The organism is Naasia sp. (genome assembly GCF_025465545.1).
In the GTDB taxonomy this organism is placed as follows: Bacteria; Actinomycetota; Actinomycetes; order Actinomycetales; family Microbacteriaceae; genus Naasia.
Map to the genome: position 1 here is coordinate 13311 of NZ_JAODMK010000024.1, position 19073 is coordinate 32383.

Consider the following 19073-nt stretch of genomic DNA (forward strand, 5'->3'; position numbering starts at 1 on the left):
CGACCCGCCGCAATCCCGTCGGAGGAGCAGCACGACGATCCCGGCCAGGATGGCGGCGAGCCCGGCCCAGGTCCGGTGATCGACCCCCTGTGCAGCTCCCTCCGGTGGCCCACGAGCTGCCGCGGGTCCTCCGGTGATTGAGGAACTGCCCCAGGCGGCGTCTCGAAACCACCCCTCAGACGCCTACGGCGCCCTCAGACCCGGTGGTCGCCCTCCGCCGCATCGAGCGCCTGCGTCAGGTCGCGGGCGAGGTCCTCGATGTGCTCGACGCCGACCGACACCCGCACGAGTCCTTCGGCGATGGTCGGCGCTTCCCCCGCCCAGCGCCGTCGGCGCTCGAGGGTCGTCTCCACGCCGCCGAGGCTCGTGGCGTGCCGGCAGAGGCGGACCGACGCGACGAACACGTCCGCGACCGCCGCGTCCTGCAGGACGATGGAGAGGATCGTGCCGAAGCCGGGGTAGCGGAGATCGCGGACCGCGGCGTGGTCGCCGAGTCGCCGGACCAGCTCCTGCGCGTTCTCCTGCGCGCGCTCAAGCCGGAGCGGCAGAGTGCGCAGGCCGCGGAGGGCGAGGTACGCATCGAGCGGCGACGGGATCGCGCCGTAGAGCGACCGGTGCTTGAGCAGCCGGCCGAACAGCGACTCGTCGCGGGTGAGGACCGCTCCCATCAGCACATCGCTGTGGCCGGAGATGCCCTTGGTCGCCGAGTGCACCACGATGTCAGCGCCCTCGTCGAGCGGCTGACGGAGGATCGGGGTGGCGAAGGTGTTGTCGGCGGCGACCAGCACGCCGCGCCCGTGCGCCGCGGAAGCGATCGCGGTGACCTCCGCGAGCTCGAGTGCCGGGTTGGTCGGGTTCTCGATCCAGACCAGCGCGGCTCCGTCGAGGGCGTCGATGACGGCGGCGGTGTCGGCGACATCCACCCGCGCGACGACCACCCGGCCCTGCTCCTCGGCGTGCCGGAGCTGCGCCAGCGTGCCCTGGTAGGAGTGGCGCGGGACGACGACACGTCCGCCCTGCGGGACCAGGTCGAGGACCGCGGCGGTCGCGGCGACCCCGGAGGCGAACGCCAGGCAGCGGCCGCCCTCGAGCGCCCCGAGGGCCTCCTCGAACGCGGACCAGGTCGGGTTGCCGTAGCGGCCGTACTCCATCTCGCCGCCGGCGACGTAGGTGGAGGCGAGCACGATCGGCGGATTCAGCGGCTGGTCCGGCTCATTCGCCGGCCTGCCGGCCGTGACGGCGATGGTGTCGGGATGGAGGTCGGGCAGGGATTCGGTCATCCTCCCATCCTGCCCGTCCCGCTCAGCGGGCAGATGCTCGTCCGGCTGCGCCTGCGGACTCGCTGTCGACCCGCGGGCCGGTCGTGGCGGGCGGAGTTCTTCAGGCATGTGCCGGCGGACACCATCGCGTGAAGCACGGCTCGGGTCTTCGCCGGAGCCCCTCGCTGCCCGTTCTGACTCGTGCGCCTGATGCCGGGGTCGACAGCGGTGTCAGCCCTGCAGGCACTCCTCGAGCACGGCGAGCCCCTCCGCCACCTCGGCGAACGAGGTGCTGAGCGGGGACGGGCCGATCCGGATGCCGTACGGGCCGCGGAAGTCGGGGATCACCCCACGCTCCCAGGCGCGGGCGGTGGCGGCACGCGCCTCCGGATGCTCGAGCGTCACGTGCCCGCCGCGCCGAGCCGGGTCTCGCGTCGTCGCGAGCGTCACCCCTGCGGAGGCGAGTGCCGAGTCCGCGATCTCCACGACGAATTGCGTGAGCCGCATCGACTTCTTCCGGATCTCCACCATGCCCGCCTGCTCGATCACGTCGAGCATGTCCTGCATCGGGTGCATCGCGACGATCGATGGTGTGCCGCTGAGGAAGCGCCGAATGCCCGCCGCCGGCTCGTAGCGCGGGCCCATGTCGAAGGGCGCGGCCGATCCCATCCAGCCGGCGATGGGCTGCTCCAGCACGTCCTGCAGGTCGTCCCGCACGTACGCGAAGGCCGGCGATCCCGGGCCGCCGCCCAGGTACTTGTAGGTGCACCCGACCGCCAGGTCCACGCCCCATGCATCGAGGTCGAGAGGGACGGAGCCGACCGAGTGGCAGACGTCCCACAGCACGAGGGCGCCTGCGTCGTGCGCCACCGCCGTGATCGCTTCCGCGTCCGCGAGGTGACTCGAGCGGTAGGAGATGTGGCTCAGCAGGACGACAGCGGTCCGGTCGCCCACCGCCTCCTCCACCTGGTCGACCTCGACTCCGGCATGCCGGTCCACCCGAAGCCAGCGAACGGTGAGCCCGAGCTCGGCCGCGACCGCCTGCACGACGAACCTGTCGGTGGGGAAGTTGTCGTCGTCGATGACGATCTCGTTGCGGCCCGGACGGGCGGCGAGCGCCGCCCGCAGCAGCTTGTAGAGCACGACCGTGGTGGAGTCGGCGACGACGACCTGACCGGGAGCCGCTCCGAGGGTCAGCGCGCCGATTCGGTCGCCGACCGTTTCGGGCAGCGCCATCCAGCTCTCGTCCCAGCCGCGGATGAGGCGCGAGGACCAGGTGTCGACCAACCCGGCCAGCCGGTCCCTCGTGGCCCGCAGCGGCCGGCCCAGCGAGTTGCCGTCGAAGTAGGCGAGCACGCCGGGCGCCGGGAGGAAGTGCTCGCGGAAGGACCCCAGCGGATCCTCCGCGTCCAGTTCGTGTGCCCGATCCCCGTGCGGTGTTCTCGCTGCGACGCCCATGCGACTCCTCCTCGCGCTCGGTCCAGTATTCGGGTTCGCGCAGACTTCCTCGGAACGGGAATGTCCGCACCGGCCGTCACCTGCACTCATTGCAACCTGGGGCGTTGCGGCCGGCCAGCAGCACGCCCGGTCCTGCACGCCCTCGGCGCGGGGCCTCGCTGTGGTTCCCCTTTCTCGCGATGTTCCTGATCGGCCTCGGCCGGCTGATGCAGAGCCTCACGCTCGCCTCGCAGGCGTCGGTGGCGGCTCGCGACATGGGTGTGGCGACCACTGGGGCGACTTTCTTCCGCCTGGGTGCGGCCGGGACTTCAGCGGCGACCTGTCCTAACCGGCGGCGACGTCGATCGCACCGGGCGGCTCCGGCGATATCAGGGGCGCCCTCCGGCGCCGCGTCACGAGGAACGAGCCGGCGAGCACGAGCACGAAGCCGACGACCGTCCAGATCGTGACGCGCTCGCCGAGCACGAGGGCTCCCGCGACGATGGCGATCGCGGGATTCACATAGGTGATGGTCGTCGTCCGCACGGGACCGATCTCCGTGATCAGGGCGAACATGATCAGGAACGCCGCCGCGCTGCACACGACCGCGAGGGTGATCACGGACGCCAGGGCGGGCGCGGAGGGCCACTGTGTCGGCCAGGCACCGGTGAGCGGCACGACCGGCAGGTAGACGAGGGCCGCGAGCACGAGCGACACCGCGACGACGCCCGTGCCGGGCAGATCCGACATCCGGCGCGACAGGATCACCGGCCCGATCGCGTAGCCGACCACCACGATGCCGACCTCCGCCACCGCGGACAGGTCTGAGCCGGCCACATCGAGCCCGACGAGGGCCGCCACGCCCAGCATGCCGAGCAGGATTCCGATCCAGTTGCCTCCCGAGAACCGCTCGGGCCGACCGGTCAGGAATGCGAGGGCGACCCCGACGAGGGGGACGGCCGCGAGCAGGAGGCCGGCGGTCGAGCTGGGCAGCCGCTGCTCAGCCGAGGTGAGGAAGTACCAGGGCAGGACGATCTCGGCCACCGTGTAGGCGAGCAGCGGCCGCCACCGGCGCAGAACGGGAAGCACCTGTCCGCGAGCCAGCGCGAGCGGAAGCAGGATCAGTCCGCCGAGCGCACTCCGGCCGAAGACGACCAGGGCCGGATCGAGTTCGGTGACCGCGACCTTGATGAGCAGGTAGGGGATCCCCCACGCGATGCCCAGAGCGGCGAACAGGACCATGGCGCGAGGACTCACCGGGAGATCCTTCCATCAGACCGGGGGCTCGGGCTGCGGGAGGAGCAAGGCTGGCACGTTCCCGAGGAAGCGCGTCCCGTCGTCGTGCCATCCGTGCTCGCGCTCGACGGTGTGGCGGCCCCTCCAACTGGGGCCAGCACGGGCCTCACCTCCCACCGAAGCCTGACCGATAGTTCCCCTAGAGACCGAGAAGGCTGCGCGACGGTCAGCCTTCCGCTGGGGAGAAATGGTTCGATCAGGCAGCACGACGGGCGCCATGCGTGCCCGCGTCGCTTGGCTGCGCGCGCGGCTCGGCCGGAAGCCGAGCCTTCGGCGGGCAACTGCCGTCACGGCTGCGACCCTCGGCGCCGCGATGCTCGGCGGCGTGGTCTTCGCCTCCGCCGGCTCGGGCGGCACCACCGCACTCTGGACCGGCTCGGTCGAGGTGGCGCCGCAGACCGTCACGGCCGGCTCGATCGTTCCCACGATCACCGGCTCCTCCAGCCTGAGCGAGGCCTTCACACGTGACGCCCTGGTGAAGACCGGCTACGTCACCATCGGCAACTCCGGAACGGTCAATGCCTCCGCCGCCGTGTCCGTCAGCATCGCAGGAAGCAGGTCGACGACCCTCGCGGACTCCATCGTCCTGACCCTGTGGCCATCGACGAACGGTGGAGCGGACTGCACGGACGTGGCCACACCGTCTGCCGGGTACGCGGTCACCGCAACCTGGGCGTCGATCCCGGCCAACTCGCAGACCGTACCCGCCGGGAGCAGCTTCACGTACTGCATCCGCACCCGTCTGGCGGCCTCAGCACTCTCCACGACGGCATCCCTGACCCCGGTCGCCACGGTGACCATGACGATCCCGGGGACTTCGTGGAGCGCCTCCGCCACCGCGGAAGTGACCCAGCGCGTGGTCGCCGACCCATCCGTCGCCAGCGACTACACCAACGCGGTCCGCAACGACGGTGCAACCCACTTCTGGCGCCTGGGCGAGGCGAGGGGCAGCATCCTGTACGACTGGATCGGCATGGACGACGCGTATGCCGGCTCGGGCGTCATCCGGGGCGCCCCGGGCGCCGTCGGCGGAGACAGCAACACCGCGACGACCTTCTCCGGGGACGCCAACGGGACCGCCGGCACGCGCACCCTCACCAACTCCACCGACAGCTTGGCGGTGGAGGCCTGGTTCAAGACGACCAGTACCACCGGCGGACGGATCGTGGGCTTCAGCAGCAGCAGCACCGGACTGTCCAGCAACTACGACCGGCACATCTACCTCGACCCCGATGGCCACGTGTCGTTCGGCGCGTGGCCGAGCTACGCCAGCGTCGTGGCGACCGGCGGCGCATACAACGACGGCCAGTGGCACCAGGTCGTCGGCAACCTGGGACCCAGCGGCCAGTACCTGTACATCGACGGGCTCCTCGTGGGCAGCCTCGCCAACACCGCGGGCTATTCCTACCCGGGCTACTGGCGGATCGGCGGTGACTCCACGTGGAGCGGGGACCCCTGGTTCGACGGCGTCATCGACGACGTTGCGGTCTATTCGGCGCCCCTGACTGCGTCCGCCATCGCCCAGCACTTCACGATCTCCGGCAGGGACGCCTCCCCAGCAGCGGTGAGCGACCCCTACGGCACGGCCGTCTCAGCGGACACCCCGACGCTGTACTGGCGCCTCGGCGAGAACAGCGCCACGACGGCTCTGGACTCGAGCCCGAACGCCCACCCGGGCTTCTACTCCGGCAGCGTGACCACCGGTGCGACCGGGGCCGTCCAGGGCACCCGAAACTCCGCGGCGTCGTTCGGCGGAACCAGCGGCCTCGTCACCAGCAGTGAGCGCTTCACGAACCCCCAAACGTACTCGGCAGAACTCTGGTTCAACACGACCTCGACGACGGGCGGCAAGCTGATCGGCTTCGGCGGCTCCCAGACCGGCACATCCCAGGACTACGACCGGCACGTCTACCTTCAGAACGACGGCAAGATCGTGTTCGGCGCCAACCCGGGCCCTGTCACAACGATCACCTCGGGCGAGTCCTACAACAACGGTCAGTGGCACCACGTGGTCGCCACCGAGTCCGCCGCGACGGGCCTGCGGCTCTTCGTCGATGGGCAGATCATCGGCACGATCGCCGCAGCGGCCGCCCAGGTCTATGACGGCTACTGGCGCGTCGGCGGCGACAACCTCGCAGGGTGGCCGAACGTCCCGACCACCGCCTACGTGACCGCCAACATCGATGAGGTCGCCGTGTACGGCTCCGTCCTGACGGCGGCCCAGGTGAAGAAGCACTACTCGGTCGGCACGGGCACTCCCACCGCTGCGTTCACCTCGACCATGTCCGGCCAAGTCGCCTCGGTCGACGGCTCCACCTCGATCGACTACGACGGCACCATCGCGAGCTACTCGTGGAACTGGGGCGACGGCTCGGCGGCCGGCAGCGGCGCGACCGCCGCGCACACCTACTCCGCACCCGGCACCTACGCGGTCACCCTCTCGGTCAGCGACAACGCAGGCAAGACCGACAGCGTCACCGGTTCAGTCGTCGCGAACGACATCACGGCGCCGAGCGCACCCACGAACGTCGTCGTCACCGACAACTCGGACGCGGGGGTGACGCTCAGCTGGACCGCCTCGAGCGACAACGTGGGGGTGGTGCGCTACCAGGCCTACCGGAACGAGATCGCGACCAAGGACGTGTCCACCGGCACAACGGCCGACGACGCAGCGAAGTTCCTCACTCCGGGCGCCACCTACACCTACACGGTCAAGGCGTTCGACGCGGCCGGCAACGTGTCCGCCGCGTCGGCTTCGGTCTCAGTGACCAGACCGTGGACGGTCAGCAGCACCGCGTGGTACCAGGTGAAGCCGCAGAGCGCGGGCACGCTGTGCGTCAACTCGCCGGCGCTGTCCGATTTCACGATCATCACGCAGGACGCCTGCGCGACCTCCACGATGCAGAACTGGCAGTTCGTGGCGGCAACGACGAGCGGCTATGTCAAGGCGACGCTGCGCGCTCAGCCGGTGTCGCTCTGGAACGTCAACGGCACCAGCATGGAACCGGGCGCGAACATCATCCTCTACCACTCCGTCGGAGCGGCCAACGAGGAATGGCTGATCACGGTTGTGAACCCGAACGTCGTCACCTTCACGGCCCGGCACAGCAACCTCTGCCTCACGGTGCCCGGATCGTCGGGGACTGCCGGAACTGCGCTCAGCCAGGACGTCTGCACCGCGGGGGCGCTGAATCAGCAGTTCACCCTGGTGGTGGCGCCGTAGGCTCCGCGGCACGCCGGTGAACCGACCGCGGAGGCGAGCAGACGACGCGTCACGCCAGGGGAGCGCGAGCGGCGCCGAGGATGTGCCGAAGGGGCGGCCAGCCGCCTGGGGCGAAGCCGAAGCTGCGGACGTCCGTGACCTCGAAGCCCGCCGCGCCGATGGCGGCGAGCGTGTCCCGGTTGGGATGGCAGTTCCCGGCCATCCGCCGCCAGAGCGGAGTCACGGCATCCTCCACGAGGCCCAGCAGGGGGCGGGTAGACCGGACGTGCTCGTAGAAGAGCAGCGTTGCCCCCGGCCGGAGCACGCGCCGGCTCTCTCGAAGCGCGAGCCGCACATCCGTGACGCTGCACAGCACCAGGCTGGCGACGACCGTGTCCGCCGACGAGTCCGGCACCGGAAGCGCCTCGGCGACGCCGCCTCCGACCTCCACCGCAACGGGAGCGGAAGCGGCCGCCTCGGCGGAGAGGGAACGGAGGTACGGGTCGGGCTCGAACGCGAGCACTCGCGTGACGCCGGCGGGATAGTGCGTGAAGTTCGTTCCCGCCCCGGAGCCGACCTCCACCACCACGCCGGTCGCCCGCTCGAGAAGCGCCCGCCGGTGTTCCTGCCCGCCCCGCCGGTCCATCCGGGGAACGGCTCGCGCGAATGCACGAGCGAACCGCGGGTGCCCCGGGGCGCCGAGAGATGAGGAGGTGCTGGGCATGCGGCTCATTCTCCGGCTTCGCAGCCCCCTCGCTCCCCTGCTTCCGCCCGAGCTCGCCGAACGCGCAGGAGAATCTGCGCGCGCGCAAGCGGGTGCCCGGAACGCCGCCCCGCTCTAGCGTGGAAGCATGCGCAGAGCACTCGCCGCCGGCACGGTCGGCCTCCTCACGGTCCTCAGCCTGAGCGGCTGCGTCTTCGTCTGGTGGGGCTGACCGAAGGACGGCCGACCCCCGCGCGTCCGCGCGACGCCTTCGTGACAGGCTTGACCCGACCATGACCGCAGAGGCGGCGAGAACAGCCGACCAGGCCGGGCGGGGACAGTAGTGGAGAGGGCGGCGGGATGAGAGCGGGCTTTGCGGAACTCGGCTGGGAGGAGACCCCGCTGGGAACGCTCACTCTGCGACGAAGGACGGACCCCCAGCTGCATGTGGACGTCTTCGAGGTGAAGCTCGGCGACGAGTTCCTCATGTCGAGTCTGTTCACCGTGGCCGAGATCGAGCTGGCGCGCCTCGGGCTCGCGGAGCTCGACGGCGACCACCTGGATGTCGCGGTCGGCGGTCTGGGCCTCGGCTACACCGCACGCGCGGCCCTCACGGACCCTCGCGTCAGCCGGGTCACCGTTCTGGAGCTGCTCGCTCCGGTGATCCGATGGCACGAGGAGGGCCTGCTGCCGGTCTCCCGCGAACTCACCTCGGACCCGCGCACGAGGCTCCGTCAGGCCGACTTCTTCGCCGTCATGCGCGGGGAGCCGGACGAGCGCTGGCACGCCATCCTGCTCGACATCGATCACTCCCCTCGCCACCTCCTCGACCGTGAGAGCTCCCGGTTCTACACCCCGGAGGGGCTCGCCGAGGCGGCCCGCCACCTGCACGACGGCGGCGTCCTGGCGGTGTGGTCAGACGACCCACCCGACGAGAGCTTCCTGCTCGCGCTGCGATCGGTGTTCGCCGCTGCGAGCGCCACCGTCGTGAGCTTCGACAATCCGCTCACCGGCGGCCAGTCCGCCAACACGGTGTACGTGGCGACGCACCGCCGGAGCATCTCCCGCCCGGCCCGGGGCTGACTACCGGCCAGCGCCGCCTCAGGTCTGGGCGACGGGCCCGGACCGACCCCCGGCGGGAGCTCCGGATCTCCATCGAGGCAGAGGACGCTCCCCGCCGAGGAGAGGCGCCGGCAAGCTGTCTGCCGTCCTGCGCGAGGTCAGCTGGAAGACGGATCGGTGCTGGTGACGCGGCGGATCAGTTCGATCGAGCTGCGGAGGATGGGATGGGGATTCCCGGTGAAGCCGCTGGTCGACCACCGGCGCATGACGTAGTGCATCACGCCGGTGGTGAGTGACACGACCATGCGTGCTTCCTCCTCAAGGGAAGCCTCATCACGACCACGCCGCGCCTCGGCGTGGAGTCGCCGCGACACGATGCGCACAAACTGGTCCTCGAGCTCGGCCATGCGCCCTGACTCCTTGTTGAAGAGTTCAGGCGTTCTCTGGATCAGCGCCCTCCGTGAGCGGAACATCTCCGGGTCGGGCTGGTGTTCGGTGAATGACGTGGTGATCAGTCCGACGAAGTCGCCGAGCACGCTCGATCCGGCCATGTCGACGAAGCCGTCGATCTCGTCTTCGCTCGGCATCGGCGGTGTCAGGCCGAGGACCGCGCCTTCTTTGGAGCCGAAGTAGTTGAAGAAGGTGCGCTGCGACACCATGCTCGCGTCGCAGATCATGTCGACCGTCACACCGTCGTAGCCGTGTTCCGTTGCCAGGTCGAGTGCGGTGCGCTCGATCGCTGCGATGAGCGCAGCCCGCTTGCGCTCGCGCAGTCCCTCGGGAGTTTGCGTCACGTCACTCATAGCGCAGCGCATCGATCGGGTTCTGGCGGGCGGCCCGACGTGCGGGGAGCGTTCCTGCAAGGAAGGCGATGAGCATGACCACGCCGATGATGAGCGCGACAGGTCCCGGCGCGAACTGCATGATCTGCAGACCTTCGAGGTCTGCGAGGAGTGTGCTCGCGAGAGCGCCGCTGATGAGAGAGCCGACGCCGATCGCGACCAGTGCGCCGATCGCGCTGCCGAGGAAGCCGATGAAGACGGCCTCGGCGCTGAACAGCGCGTAGATCTTGCCGCCGCTCATCCCCATCGCCTTCATCAGGCCGATCTCACGGGTGCGCTCCTGCACACTCATGAGGAGGGTGTTGATGATGCCGAAGCCGGCCGCGATGAGGGCGATCACGGCGAAGGCATTCAGCACTCCCACGATTCCACTGATCACCGTCTCGATCGTCCCGATCTGGTCCGACACCGTCTGGCCCCGATACCCGTCCGCGGCGAGATCCGCCTTGATTGCGTCGATCTGCTCCTGGCTGGCGTTCGAGTCGATGTGGGCGGTCGCGGCGAAGTACGTACGGCCGGGGCCGGCGGGCTTGCCGGTGTCCTGGACCGCCACGAGCGCGTCCGTCAGACGCTGGCCCAGACCCGCGCCGCTGCCGAACAGCGACTCGTTCTGCACTCCGACGACGGTCGCCTCGACCTCGTGCATCTTGGCCTGGTAGTCGGGAATGCCTATCGTCACGGTCTCCCCGACCGCGGACTCGGCATCGCCGAAGCCCAGGTTCTCCAGGTAGGAGGTCGGCAGCAGAATCTGGTTCGTGTCGGCATCGCTGCTCAGTTGTACGCCCGCTGCGAGGTCGGGCTTGGTGACCGCCGATGTCGCGTTCACGCTCAACTCGTACTTGCCGTTGCCGCCGTATTCGATGTAGCTGGGCGAGACGGAGACGACAGGATTCACGTCGAGGATGCCCGCGGTCCCCGCGATCGTGTCCACGTCCTTGTCGGTGAGCATGGCGAACGAGAGGCCCGCTCCACCGCCGGGGAACCCGCCGCCCGACGTGGCAGCGTTGGGGTCATATTCGGCTGGACCGTTGTCCGCCGCTGCCCCCTGATCCTCGGGCGCCTTGCTGATCTGAAGCACGTCGCTCGCGCCGATGGAGGCGATCTGCGTGTCGATGTAGCTGGAGATCCCGGTGCCGATGGCGCTCGTGATCGTCAGGGTGAAGGCGCCGATGAAGATGGCGACCACGGTGAGCGTGGTGCGCAGCTTGCTGCGGAAGCTGTTGGCGACGGCCGTGCGGAGAACATCGACGAAATTCATGATGCGGAGCCCGTCGTGATCGTCGGACGGTGCTCCTCGAGTCCGTCGCGGAGGAATATCTGACGGTCGCAGCGCGCCGCCAGTTCGACATCGTGGGTGACGATGACGAGCGTGATCCCTCGCTTGTTCAGGTCGAAGAGGATGTCCTCGACCAGGCCCCCGGTCACGGTGTCGAGGTTTCCGGTCGGCTCGTCGGCGAAGATCACCTTGGGGCTGCCCACGAGCGCGCGGGCGATGACCACGCGCTGCTTCTGTCCTCCCGAGAGGTTGACAGCCTTGCTCTTGGCCTTGTCGGCGAGTTCCAGCTGAGCCAGTGCGGCCATTCCGCGCTCTCTGCGCTCCCTCGGGGGAACCCCTGCGATCTTCAGCGGCAGCACGACGTTGTCGAGCACCGATGCGTTGGGGGTGAGGAAGAACTGTTGGAAGACGAAACCGAAATCCTCGTTCCGCAGGCGGTTGATCTCCTTGGGCTTCAGGTCAGCGGCGTTCGAGCCCTCGACAAGAAGCACTCCCTCATCCGGACTGTCCAGCAGCGCGAGCAGGTGCATGAGCGTGGACTTGCCGGATCCGCTCTTGCCGACGATGGCAACCGACTCGCCCGCGTGGACCGTCAGCGACACGCCCTTCAGGGCGTCGAAGCGAGCAGCGCCCCTCCCGTAGGACTTTCGGATGTCCTGTGCCTGCAGCATCGGTGTGCTCACTCTGGTCCTCGCCGTCTCGGGCATCCGGGTTCCCGAAGCGATCCCGGATTGCAGCTACAGCATAGTTGCAGTCACTATAGAAATTCAGTTTCTGCACCACGGTCGCTCCGCGTCCGTGACCGTGATGGGCTTGAGGTGGGCGGGCACGCCGAACGCGTCGACGATCCGCTGACGGCCCGCCGGCCCATGGTCCATCAACGAGTTCTCGATGGCCACTAAGCGCCGAGCGCGACCGGACTGCCGCCGGGATTCCCGGACATCGCGCCGACCGCGTCCGGGACGTTCGCGAACCACCCCGTGGCGACACCGGCCAACATGGCGGCCCCTCGCGTTTCGGCGTCGGCCTCATGCCGTACCCGCGCAGGGATGCCGAAACGGTCCTCGATCCCCGCGACGATCCCCTTCACTCGTGCTGCGCCGCCCGTCACCGTCAGAGCTGACCACGGCGCAGGCGAGACGTGCTGCAGGAGCTCCGCTTTCTCAACCAGGTCCGTCATTGCGGTATCCACTATTGCGAGCGCCTGCACATCGCGCTCGCTACCGGCCGGGAGCCCTGCCGCGCGACTTCTGAGCCTGTCGTCGAGGTGGGAGAAATCCGGCGTCGCAGTCCAGACGCTCGCCGCGTCCCTGACCCGGGTTCCGAAGCCCCACGCGACTGCCATGACGAGGTTGTCCGAGGCTCCCGGGAGCGCACATGACAGCGTCCCCACCGGCGTCTGCCATTCGGGAGACGCCGTCAGTGCTCTCGCGGTCGTCCCCAGAATGAGAACCAGTTCGCCTTGCACCGGGCCTCCGACACCGAACGCCGCGGCGACCGAATCCATCGCCCCCACGGTGACCGGGATGCCACCGGGCAACCCGAGCTCGCCGGCGGGGCCCGCCCGAAGCGTCCCCGTGATCTCGGAGCCGTCGACGAGTCTCGGCAACCAGCTCGTCGGAATGTGGAATCGGTCAGCGACCTGGTCGTCCCAGTCGCGGTGCTCTCTGTCGAAGAGAAGGGTGGTCGAGGCGCGGGAGCTGTCCACGGCTGCCACCCCGGTCATCCGCAGACACACCCAGCCACTCGGAAAGAGGAGACCGTGAAGTCGGCGCCAGCGGTCGGGTTCGTGTCTGGACAGCCACAGGAGTGTGGGCAGCCAGTGCGGTCCGGCCTGCGGGCGCGCGTACAGGCGGCCCGGCTCGGGGTCACCGGCCATGCTGCGCTCGACGTCCTCCGCCTCCTGCACAGCCCGGCGGTCCAGCTGCATGATGGCCGGACCGAGCGCTGCGCCGTCTCGGTCGACGAGAACCAGGGCGTTCGCTGAGCTGAGCCCCACCGCCGCGACACGGTCGGGCTGCACCCCTCGCATCGCCTCCCTGGTCGCCGCCACCGTAGCCGACCACCAGCGTTCCGGGTCCTGCTCGACGAAGGATTCCTGGGGTCGAATCAGCTCATAGCCGCCATAACCGGCGCCGACCGCTTGGCCTCCCTGGGTGAAGAGGGTGGCTTTGCACCCGCTGGTGCCGATATCGATTCCCAGCAGAAGCCGTTCCCCGGGCACCACTAGTCCCCGGTCGAGATGAGCACCTTGAGACCAGCCGCGTCGGCCTTCATATCGAAACCCCTCTTCCATTCGTCCATCGGCAGCACGTCGGAGACGACTGCTTCCAGGTCCAAACGGCCCTCGTCGACGTAGCGGAGCACCTCAGCCTGGAGCTGCGGGGTGGATCCAGAGGAGCCGACGAGGTCGATCTCGCCGTAGTGGATCCTGTTCGGGTCCACGAGAACCGGCGAGTTCTCCGGCATCCCGGCGAAGACGACGCACTTGCCGCCCTTCCTCAACACGGCGATGGCGTCGCTCACCAGGGAGGGGATACCGGCATCGATGAAGACGACGTCGACCTGCCCGGTGACGGTGTCCGCGAGCTCGGAGGGATGGATGGCCACGTCGGCTCCGAACCTGAGGCCTTGATCACGACGACCCTCGTCCGGCTCGGACAGGATCACCTGATTGGCACCGAACAGCTGGCTGTGCTGGATGTGGGCGACGCCGAGCGGGCCTCCTCCCATCACGAGGACATTCCGGCCGCTCAACTCGCCTGCGCGACGCACGCCCTGCAGCGCGGCCGCTGCCGGCTCCGACGCTGCGGCCGCGATGTCGGACACTCCCGAAGGGACCGGGACGACGTTGCCGCCTTGTACGGCAGCTGCAGGAACCGTGACGTACTCGGCGAACCCGCCATCGATCTCGTAGCCCAGGGTTCGGCGATTCACGCAGATGTTCTCGCGCCCCGCCTGACAGGCGTAACAGTGTCCACACGCGATGATCGGGTAGACGACGACTCGCTCCCCCAGGTCGTACCCCGTCACGCCCGGCCCGATCTCGGAGATGGTTCCGAAGAACTCGTGTCCGATGATCCGAGGGCCGTCGACTCTCTTGATCCCGCGGAAGATCCTGAGATCCGTCCCGCAGATGCCGGCCAGCGAGATGTGGATGCGGATCTCCCCGGGAAGCAGCGGGTGCGTCGCCACTTGGGTCAGCTCCATGTTGCCGGGGCCGTGGAATACCAGTGCTCTCATGCCGATACCTCTATCTCTTTCTGCTTGGGCCATGCGTCCGCTTCATAGAGCGGCTTGGCACGTCCTTCTGTGATCACATAGACGGTGAGCGCGTCGAGCAGCTCGTCTGCGGTGTTGAAAGCCGACTCGATGGTGTCCCCGACCGTGATGAAGCCGTGATTCTGAAGGAGGATCGCCTTCGTGTCCCCAGTGGCGACCTCCGATACCGCTGCCGCCAGTTCTGCCGACCCCGACGAGAAGTAGGGGATGAGCGGCAGCCGGCCGACACGCGCCAGGTAGCCGGCCGTGTACACGGGAAAAGCGTTGACCGGGTGCGGCGAGAGGAGCGTGGACGCGGCCACCGCGTACGGGGAATGTCCGTGGATGACGCAGTTCACCTCTGGGCGGGCGCGGTAGATGCCCAGGTGGAACGGCACCTCCTTGCTCGGCCGCCCGCTGCCCGTCGCGTCCCCACGGGAATCGACCTCGACCAGCTCTTCCGGAGAGAGGTCGGCCAGGGACCGGCCCGTGGGCGTGATGAGGACGGTGCTCGAGCGGCGCACACTCGCGTTCCCGCCCGTGGAGCTCACCAGACCGCGCTGATAGAGCTGTGCGCCGAGCCGCGCAAGGTCCTCCGCGTCACTCACGACGTTCCCCTTTCCTGTCAGCGGGCTCATGACCGGTCCTCCGGAATCACGAGGACCTTGCCCGAGTCGCCGATCCCGGCGATCGCGGAGGGCAGCGCATCGAGGGGGATCCGGTCGTCGATGAAGCCGGCGAGCTCCAGGCGGCCAGTGCTCACCAGCTCGCCGAGGGTCTCCCAGGTCTCCCAGAGCCGTCTTCCGAACACGCCGCGCAGCGTGAGGTAGCGAACGTTGATGAGCTTCGAGATATCGACCGAGACGGCTCCGGGGTGCCCCACCGTCACGACATCCCCCGCGACCCTCACGGACTCCAGCACCGGACCGAGCGCCCGGGGAGAACCGGAAGCCTCGAACGCGACGTCGACACCTTGGCGACGCGGGGTGAGTCGTGCCACTTCGGTCGGAACGTCCACCGCGGCCGGGTCGAGCGTGATCGCGCCCCGCCTCTCCGCCAGGAGTCGACGACCAGGACTGAGCTCGGTGGCGATGACGCGGGAAGCGCCGGCGATCCGCGCCAGTTCGATGAGGAACAGTCCGATGGGCCCGCATCCGCTCACAAGCACGGACTGCCCCAGGAGAGACGGGGCGCGCTGAAGCGCGTGCACGGCGACCCCCGCCGGCTCGAAGAGCGCCGCCTCCTCCAGGGACACCCCGTCCGGGATGGGGTAGCAGGCGGAAGCGGGGACGGCGACCCTCTGCGCGAAGGCCCCGTCACGACTGAGCCCGAGGATGGTCTGCCGGGAGCAGAGGTGGGCGTTCCCGGTCCTGCATTCCATGCAGCTTCCGCAGACCAGGTGCGACTCCAGTGCGACGCGATCTCCGACCGAGATCGACTGGACCGCTGCCCCCACCTCGATCACCACTCCGGCCGTCTCGTGGCCCGGAATCCGGGGCAACGTCGGAACGAACGCCTGGCCGGCCTGATCCCAGTCGTAGACATGCCGATCCACGCCGCAGAGTGAGGTGGCCGCGACCTTGACCAGAACATCGGCGGGACCGACCTGAGGGTCGGGGGCATCGAGCAAGAAGTCGAAGCCGGGCCCCGGGCGGGACTTGACGATGGCGTGCATGGGTACCTTTCGTCGCTCGGACGAGCCGAGTCAGTATTCGGGATTGGGCAGGGTCAGCTTGGCTGTGAGCCCGGCGTCGACGGGAAGCGTCACCGCGGTGATCCATCTCGCGCTGTCGCTGGCGAGGAACAGCACGGCATCCGCGACGTCCCAGGCCGTTCCCTCGGTGGCGAGCATCCCCGCGTCGCGGCGAGCAGCACGCATCTCGGCGGAGGACCGCTCGACCATGGGGCTGTACACCATGCCCGGCGCCACGCAGTTGACGCGGATGCCCTGCTTTCCGTGGTGCAGGGCCATGGACTTCGTCATCATGATCACGGCGGCCTTCGACGCCGGGTAGAGGAGGCTGGGCAGTCCCGCGAACATGCCGGCCACCGAGGCGATGTTCACGATCGCGCCTCCCCCGCCACGCTCCATGTGCGGGACGGCGAACCTCGCCATCAGCATCATCGAGGTCGTGTTGGCCCGCAGCCCGTCCTCCCAGCCGTTCACATCCACGTGCACGGCGTCGCCCAGAGCTCCTTCGGTCCCCACGACATTGACGAGCACGTCGAGGCCACCGAACCGCTCCACCGTCGTCTCGACGGCCCGACGGCAGTCGGACTCCGACGAGACGTCCCCGACCACCGACACCGCCGCCGCCCCGAGTGCCTCTACTTCCTGGTGGGTCTGTTCGAGCGGCGCCGTGCTGCGGTTCATCAGACCCAATTTGGCGCCGGCAGCCGCGAATCGGAGCGCAGTGGCCTTCCCGATACCGGTTCCCTCACCGCGGGAGCCTGCGCCCGTCACGAGAACCACCTTGTCGCGCATGCCGGCGAGTGCTGGAACGCTCATGGGCGAGCGATGTCCCGGTTGGCGAGGCGCTCGTACACCCGCGAAAGGGCCTGATTGCCGTTGCCCCCCTCGCCGTGCGCGACCGCCTCCAGGTACATGTTCAGCACGCCGGACGCTGCAGGAAGTGGCGCACCCGCGTCGGCTGCTGCATCGAGGGCGAGGCGGAGGTCCTTCACCTGCAGCACTATCCGGAATCCCGCGGAATCGTCTCCGGCGAGCATCTGGGGTCCGAGGTTGTCGAGCACCCAGCTGGCGGTCGCGCCGCCCATCATCGCCTCGCGCAATCGCCCCAGATCGACGCCCAGCGCCCGTCCCAGGGTGAATGCTTCGCAGACGGCTTGAATGTTGATGGCCACCGCAACCTGATTGCAGACCTTCGTGGCCTGCCCGGTGCCGACCGGTCCCATGTGCGTGATCCGGGAGGACATCGGCTGCAGGATGGCGCGAGCACGCTCGACACTGTCGGCGTCGCCGCCCGCCATGACCGAGAGGGTGCCGGCGACGGCGCCTTTCACTCCGCCGCTGACGGGCGCGTCGACGAAGCGGATTTGACGCTCCTGGAGAGCCGAGTGGATGGCGAGGGTGCCCTGAGGCGAGATGCTGCTCATATCGACCATCAAGGTGCCCGGGGCCGATCTGGCGAGCACCCCGTCAGCACCGTGGACGACCGATTCCACGTGCGGCGTGTTCGGCAGCATCGTGACCACGACGTCGGACTGCTCCAAGAGCGCACCGAGGTCGTCGGCGACCGGTATGCCGCGTTCTCCGGCTGCGTTTCGGGCCGCCGGGCTGAGGTCGTACCCCGTCACCGCTGTGCCCGAGCGGTGCAGGTTGGTGACCATGGGCAGGCCCATGACCCCGAGGCCGATGAACGCGACGACCGGCGTCGTCGCCCCAGCCTCCATCACCGCAGTCCCCCCGCCTCGATCGGCTGCTGGGCACGCCCGAGCAGCTCGAGGGCGCCCGACAACTCCAGTTGATGAAGCTTCTCCACCCGCCGCTGGGTGTCCTCGTCCGCGTCGAAGGTCGCCGCCAGGAAGGCGGTGATGGTCTCCGTGGCGATGGCCGGGCCGATGAGCCACGCGCCGAGCACGATGCAATTGGCGTCGTCATGCTCCACGCTCTGATGAGCGGAGTACACGTCGTGCCCCAGGGCCGCTCGGATGCCGGGGATCTTGTTGGCGGCCATCACCGCCCCCACGCCGGTTCCGCAGATGAGGACCGCCCGCTCTGCGATCCCTCGCCTGACCACTTCGCACGTTGCGGCGGTGATGTCCGGGAAGTCGACCGGACTGTCGTCCCGCGTGCCGTGATCGAGCACCTCGTGCCCGAGCGAATGCAGAACGTTGACCACGTGCTCTTTGAGCGCGAACCCGGCGTGATCGTTTCCCAGCGAAATCCTCATCGGGTACCTCTTCCCATTGTCCTCATCGCGCCCGTCACGCTCCCCGTCCTCGTGGGACGGCAGCGCCGGTGATCCAGGCGATGATCTCCTCGATGCTCACGTCGCCCGGAGCCAGGTCCGCCACGGTGGTGCCGCGGTAGAGGACGATGACGCGGTCGCAGAGCTCATGCACTTGAGGCAGGTTGTGGCTGACGAGCAAGACCGACGTCCCCTGCGAGCGGATCCGGGTGATCAACTCGCCGACCTGGTGCTGCTGCTCGACTCCGAGCGCGGCGGTCGGCTCGTCCATCAGCACCAGCTTGCTGCCGAAAGCGGCGGCTCGTGCGACCGCGACCGCCTGACGCTGGCCCCCGGACAGCTCGCCACACTGAGATGCGACCGACGGGATCCTGATCTTGATCTTGTCGAGCTCGGCGCGAGCCTGGTCCTCGGCCGCTCGGTGGTCGAGCACCCCGAGTCTTCCGAGCAGTCCCGGTCGAAGCCGCTCACGACCGAAGTAGAGATTCTCTGCGACCGACAGGTTGCTGGCCAGCGCCAGATCCTGGTAGACGGTCTCTATCCCGGCCCGCTGGGCATCCCGTGGTCGGTGGAATTCGACGGGCTCGCCTTCGATGAGCAGGCGTCCTGTGGTGGGCTGGAGCGCACCGGCCAGCGTCTTCAACAGCGTCGACTTGCCGGCCCCGTTGTCCCCCACGAGGCCGACGACCTCGCCGTGACCGACGGAGAAGGTGGCATCGCGGAGCGCGTGGATGCTGCCGTAGTGCTTGGCGAGGCCCTCGGCGTGAAGCAGTGGCCGGATGTTGTCCGTCATGAATGAATCC

General features: G+C 68.9%; 17 protein-coding genes. 2 read left to right on the forward strand and 15 right to left on the reverse strand.

Translation table 11 applies throughout. The features are described from left to right. Window positions 1–194: 194 nt before the first annotated feature. The 3 genes from JWR33_RS07855 to JWR33_RS07865 form a co-directional block, all read right to left on the reverse strand. Window positions 195–1280 carry a PLP-dependent aspartate aminotransferase family protein gene (locus JWR33_RS07855; RefSeq protein WP_297410819.1) on the reverse strand — a complete coding sequence of 362 codons (1086 nt, stop codon included), beginning with the start codon at window positions 1278–1280 and terminating at the stop codon, window positions 195–197. 210 nt (window positions 1281–1490) lie between these two features. Continuing rightward, window positions 1491–2717, reverse strand: coding sequence for a kynureninase (kynU, locus tag JWR33_RS07860; RefSeq protein ID WP_297410821.1), 1227 nt, complete (start codon window positions 2715–2717; stop codon window positions 1491–1493). Window positions 2718–3041: 324 nt separating this feature from the next. Next, the gene (locus JWR33_RS07865; RefSeq protein WP_297410823.1) at window positions 3042–3953 is read right to left on the reverse strand and encodes an EamA family transporter; all 912 of its coding nucleotides are present in this window, start codon (window positions 3951–3953) and stop codon (window positions 3042–3044) included. Window positions 3954–4179: 226 nt separating this feature from the next. Between JWR33_RS07865 and JWR33_RS07870 the strand changes: the two genes are divergently transcribed. Continuing rightward, complete coding sequence (locus JWR33_RS07870; RefSeq protein ID WP_297410825.1) at window positions 4180–7215, forward strand: LamG-like jellyroll fold domain-containing protein; 3036 nt, start codon at window positions 4180–4182, stop codon at window positions 7213–7215. A gap of 49 nt (window positions 7216–7264) precedes the next feature. Here the strand turns inward: JWR33_RS07870 and JWR33_RS07875 are convergent, their stop codons facing one another. Beyond that, complete coding sequence (locus JWR33_RS07875; RefSeq protein WP_297410827.1) at window positions 7265–7918, reverse strand: class I SAM-dependent methyltransferase; 654 nt, start codon at window positions 7916–7918, stop codon at window positions 7265–7267. Window positions 7919–8257: 339 nt separating this feature from the next. On the opposite strand from JWR33_RS07875, the gene JWR33_RS07880 reads away from it, so the two are divergent. Then, the gene (locus JWR33_RS07880) at window positions 8258–8980 is read left to right on the forward strand and encodes a spermidine synthase (protein ID WP_297410829.1); all 723 of its coding nucleotides are present in this window, start codon (window positions 8258–8260) and stop codon (window positions 8978–8980) included. 137 nt (window positions 8981–9117) lie between these two features. Here JWR33_RS07880 and JWR33_RS07885 read toward each other — a convergent pair whose 3' ends face one another. The 11 genes from JWR33_RS07885 to JWR33_RS07935 all read right to left on the reverse strand — a co-directional run bounded on the left by JWR33_RS07885 (window position 9118) and on the right by JWR33_RS07935 (window position 19063). After that, entirely contained in the window at window positions 9118–9762 is a 645-nt protein-coding gene (locus JWR33_RS07885; protein ID WP_297410831.1) for a TetR/AcrR family transcriptional regulator, read from the reverse strand. Next, window positions 9755–11059: an ABC transporter permease gene (locus JWR33_RS07890; protein WP_297410833.1), complete on the reverse strand. Its 1305-nt coding sequence runs from the start codon at window positions 11057–11059 to the stop codon at window positions 9755–9757. The genes JWR33_RS07885 and JWR33_RS07890 overlap by 8 nt, the downstream gene beginning before the upstream one ends. After that, the gene (locus tag JWR33_RS07895) at window positions 11056–11748 is read right to left on the reverse strand and encodes an ABC transporter ATP-binding protein (RefSeq protein ID WP_297410931.1); all 693 of its coding nucleotides are present in this window, start codon (window positions 11746–11748) and stop codon (window positions 11056–11058) included. Before JWR33_RS07895 ends, JWR33_RS07890 begins: the two co-directional genes overlap by 4 nt. Window positions 11749–11975: 227 nt before the next feature. After that, window positions 11976–13301: an FGGY family carbohydrate kinase gene (locus JWR33_RS07900; protein ID WP_297410835.1), complete on the reverse strand. Its 1326-nt coding sequence runs from the start codon at window positions 13299–13301 to the stop codon at window positions 11976–11978. A gap of 2 nt (window positions 13302–13303) precedes the next feature. Next, window positions 13304–14320, reverse strand: coding sequence for an alcohol dehydrogenase catalytic domain-containing protein (locus JWR33_RS07905; RefSeq protein ID WP_297410837.1), 1017 nt, complete (start codon window positions 14318–14320; stop codon window positions 13304–13306). Next, the gene (locus JWR33_RS07910; protein ID WP_297410839.1) at window positions 14317–14946 is read right to left on the reverse strand and encodes a class II aldolase/adducin family protein; all 630 of its coding nucleotides are present in this window, start codon (window positions 14944–14946) and stop codon (window positions 14317–14319) included. Before JWR33_RS07910 ends, JWR33_RS07905 begins: the two co-directional genes overlap by 4 nt. Before the next feature lie 26 nt (window positions 14947–14972). Further along, window positions 14973–16013 carry an alcohol dehydrogenase catalytic domain-containing protein gene (locus tag JWR33_RS07915; RefSeq protein WP_297410840.1) on the reverse strand — a complete coding sequence of 347 codons (1041 nt, stop codon included), beginning with the start codon at window positions 16011–16013 and terminating at the stop codon, window positions 14973–14975. Window positions 16014–16043: 30 nt separating this feature from the next. Further along, window positions 16044–16847, reverse strand: coding sequence for an SDR family oxidoreductase (locus tag JWR33_RS07920; RefSeq protein ID WP_297410842.1), 804 nt, complete (start codon window positions 16845–16847; stop codon window positions 16044–16046). Further along, window positions 16844–17752 (reverse strand): NAD(P)-dependent oxidoreductase, encoded by a 909-nt coding sequence (locus JWR33_RS07925; protein WP_297410933.1) that lies wholly within the window; start codon window positions 17750–17752, stop codon window positions 16844–16846. The genes JWR33_RS07920 and JWR33_RS07925 overlap by 4 nt, the downstream gene beginning before the upstream one ends. After that, entirely contained in the window at window positions 17752–18252 is a 501-nt protein-coding gene (locus tag JWR33_RS07930) for an RpiB/LacA/LacB family sugar-phosphate isomerase (RefSeq protein ID WP_297410845.1), read from the reverse strand. Before JWR33_RS07930 ends, JWR33_RS07925 begins: the two co-directional genes overlap by 1 nt. Window positions 18253–18286: 34 nt before the next feature. Then, window positions 18287–19063 carry an ATP-binding cassette domain-containing protein gene (locus JWR33_RS07935; RefSeq protein WP_297410847.1) on the reverse strand — a complete coding sequence of 259 codons (777 nt, stop codon included), beginning with the start codon at window positions 19061–19063 and terminating at the stop codon, window positions 18287–18289. Between the last annotated feature and the right edge of the window lie 10 nt (window positions 19064–19073).

Bases quoted from the DNA above. Each gene is read 5' to 3' on its own strand.
- JWR33_RS07885 (WP_297410831.1), bottom strand. From the start codon at position 9,762: ATGAGTGACGTGACGCAAACTCCCGAGGGACTGCGCGAGCGCAAGCGG.
- JWR33_RS07890 (WP_297410833.1), bottom strand. From the start codon at position 11,059: ATGAATTTCGTCGATGTTCTCCGCACGGCCGTCGCCAACAGCTTCCGC.
- JWR33_RS07905 (WP_297410837.1), bottom strand. From the start codon at position 14,320: ATGAGAGCACTGGTATTCCACGGCCCCGGCAACATGGAGCTGACCCAA.
- JWR33_RS07855 (WP_297410819.1), bottom strand. From the start codon at position 1,280: ATGACCGAATCCCTGCCCGACCTCCATCCCGACACCATCGCCGTCACG.
- JWR33_RS07880 (WP_297410829.1), top strand. From the start codon at position 8,258: ATGAGAGCGGGCTTTGCGGAACTCGGCTGGGAGGAGACCCCGCTGGGA.
- kynU (WP_297410821.1), bottom strand. From the start codon at position 2,717: ATGGGCGTCGCAGCGAGAACACCGCACGGGGATCGGGCACACGAACTG.
- JWR33_RS07870 (WP_297410825.1), top strand. From the start codon at position 4,180: ATGGTTCGATCAGGCAGCACGACGGGCGCCATGCGTGCCCGCGTCGCT.
- JWR33_RS07915 (WP_297410840.1), bottom strand. From the start codon at position 16,013: ATGCACGCCATCGTCAAGTCCCGCCCGGGGCCCGGCTTCGACTTCTTG.
- JWR33_RS07875 (WP_297410827.1), bottom strand. From the start codon at position 7,918: ATGCCCAGCACCTCCTCATCTCTCGGCGCCCCGGGGCACCCGCGGTTC.
- JWR33_RS07920 (WP_297410842.1), bottom strand. From the start codon at position 16,847: ATGAGCGTTCCAGCACTCGCCGGCATGCGCGACAAGGTGGTTCTCGTG.
- JWR33_RS07935 (WP_297410847.1), bottom strand. From the start codon at position 19,063: ATGACGGACAACATCCGGCCACTGCTTCACGCCGAGGGCCTCGCCAAG.
- JWR33_RS07925 (WP_297410933.1), bottom strand. From the start codon at position 17,752: ATGGAGGCTGGGGCGACGACGCCGGTCGTCGCGTTCATCGGCCTCGGG.
- JWR33_RS07930 (WP_297410845.1), bottom strand. From the start codon at position 18,252: ATGAGGATTTCGCTGGGAAACGATCACGCCGGGTTCGCGCTCAAAGAG.
- JWR33_RS07895 (WP_297410931.1), bottom strand. From the start codon at position 11,748: ATGCTGCAGGCACAGGACATCCGAAAGTCCTACGGGAGGGGCGCTGCT.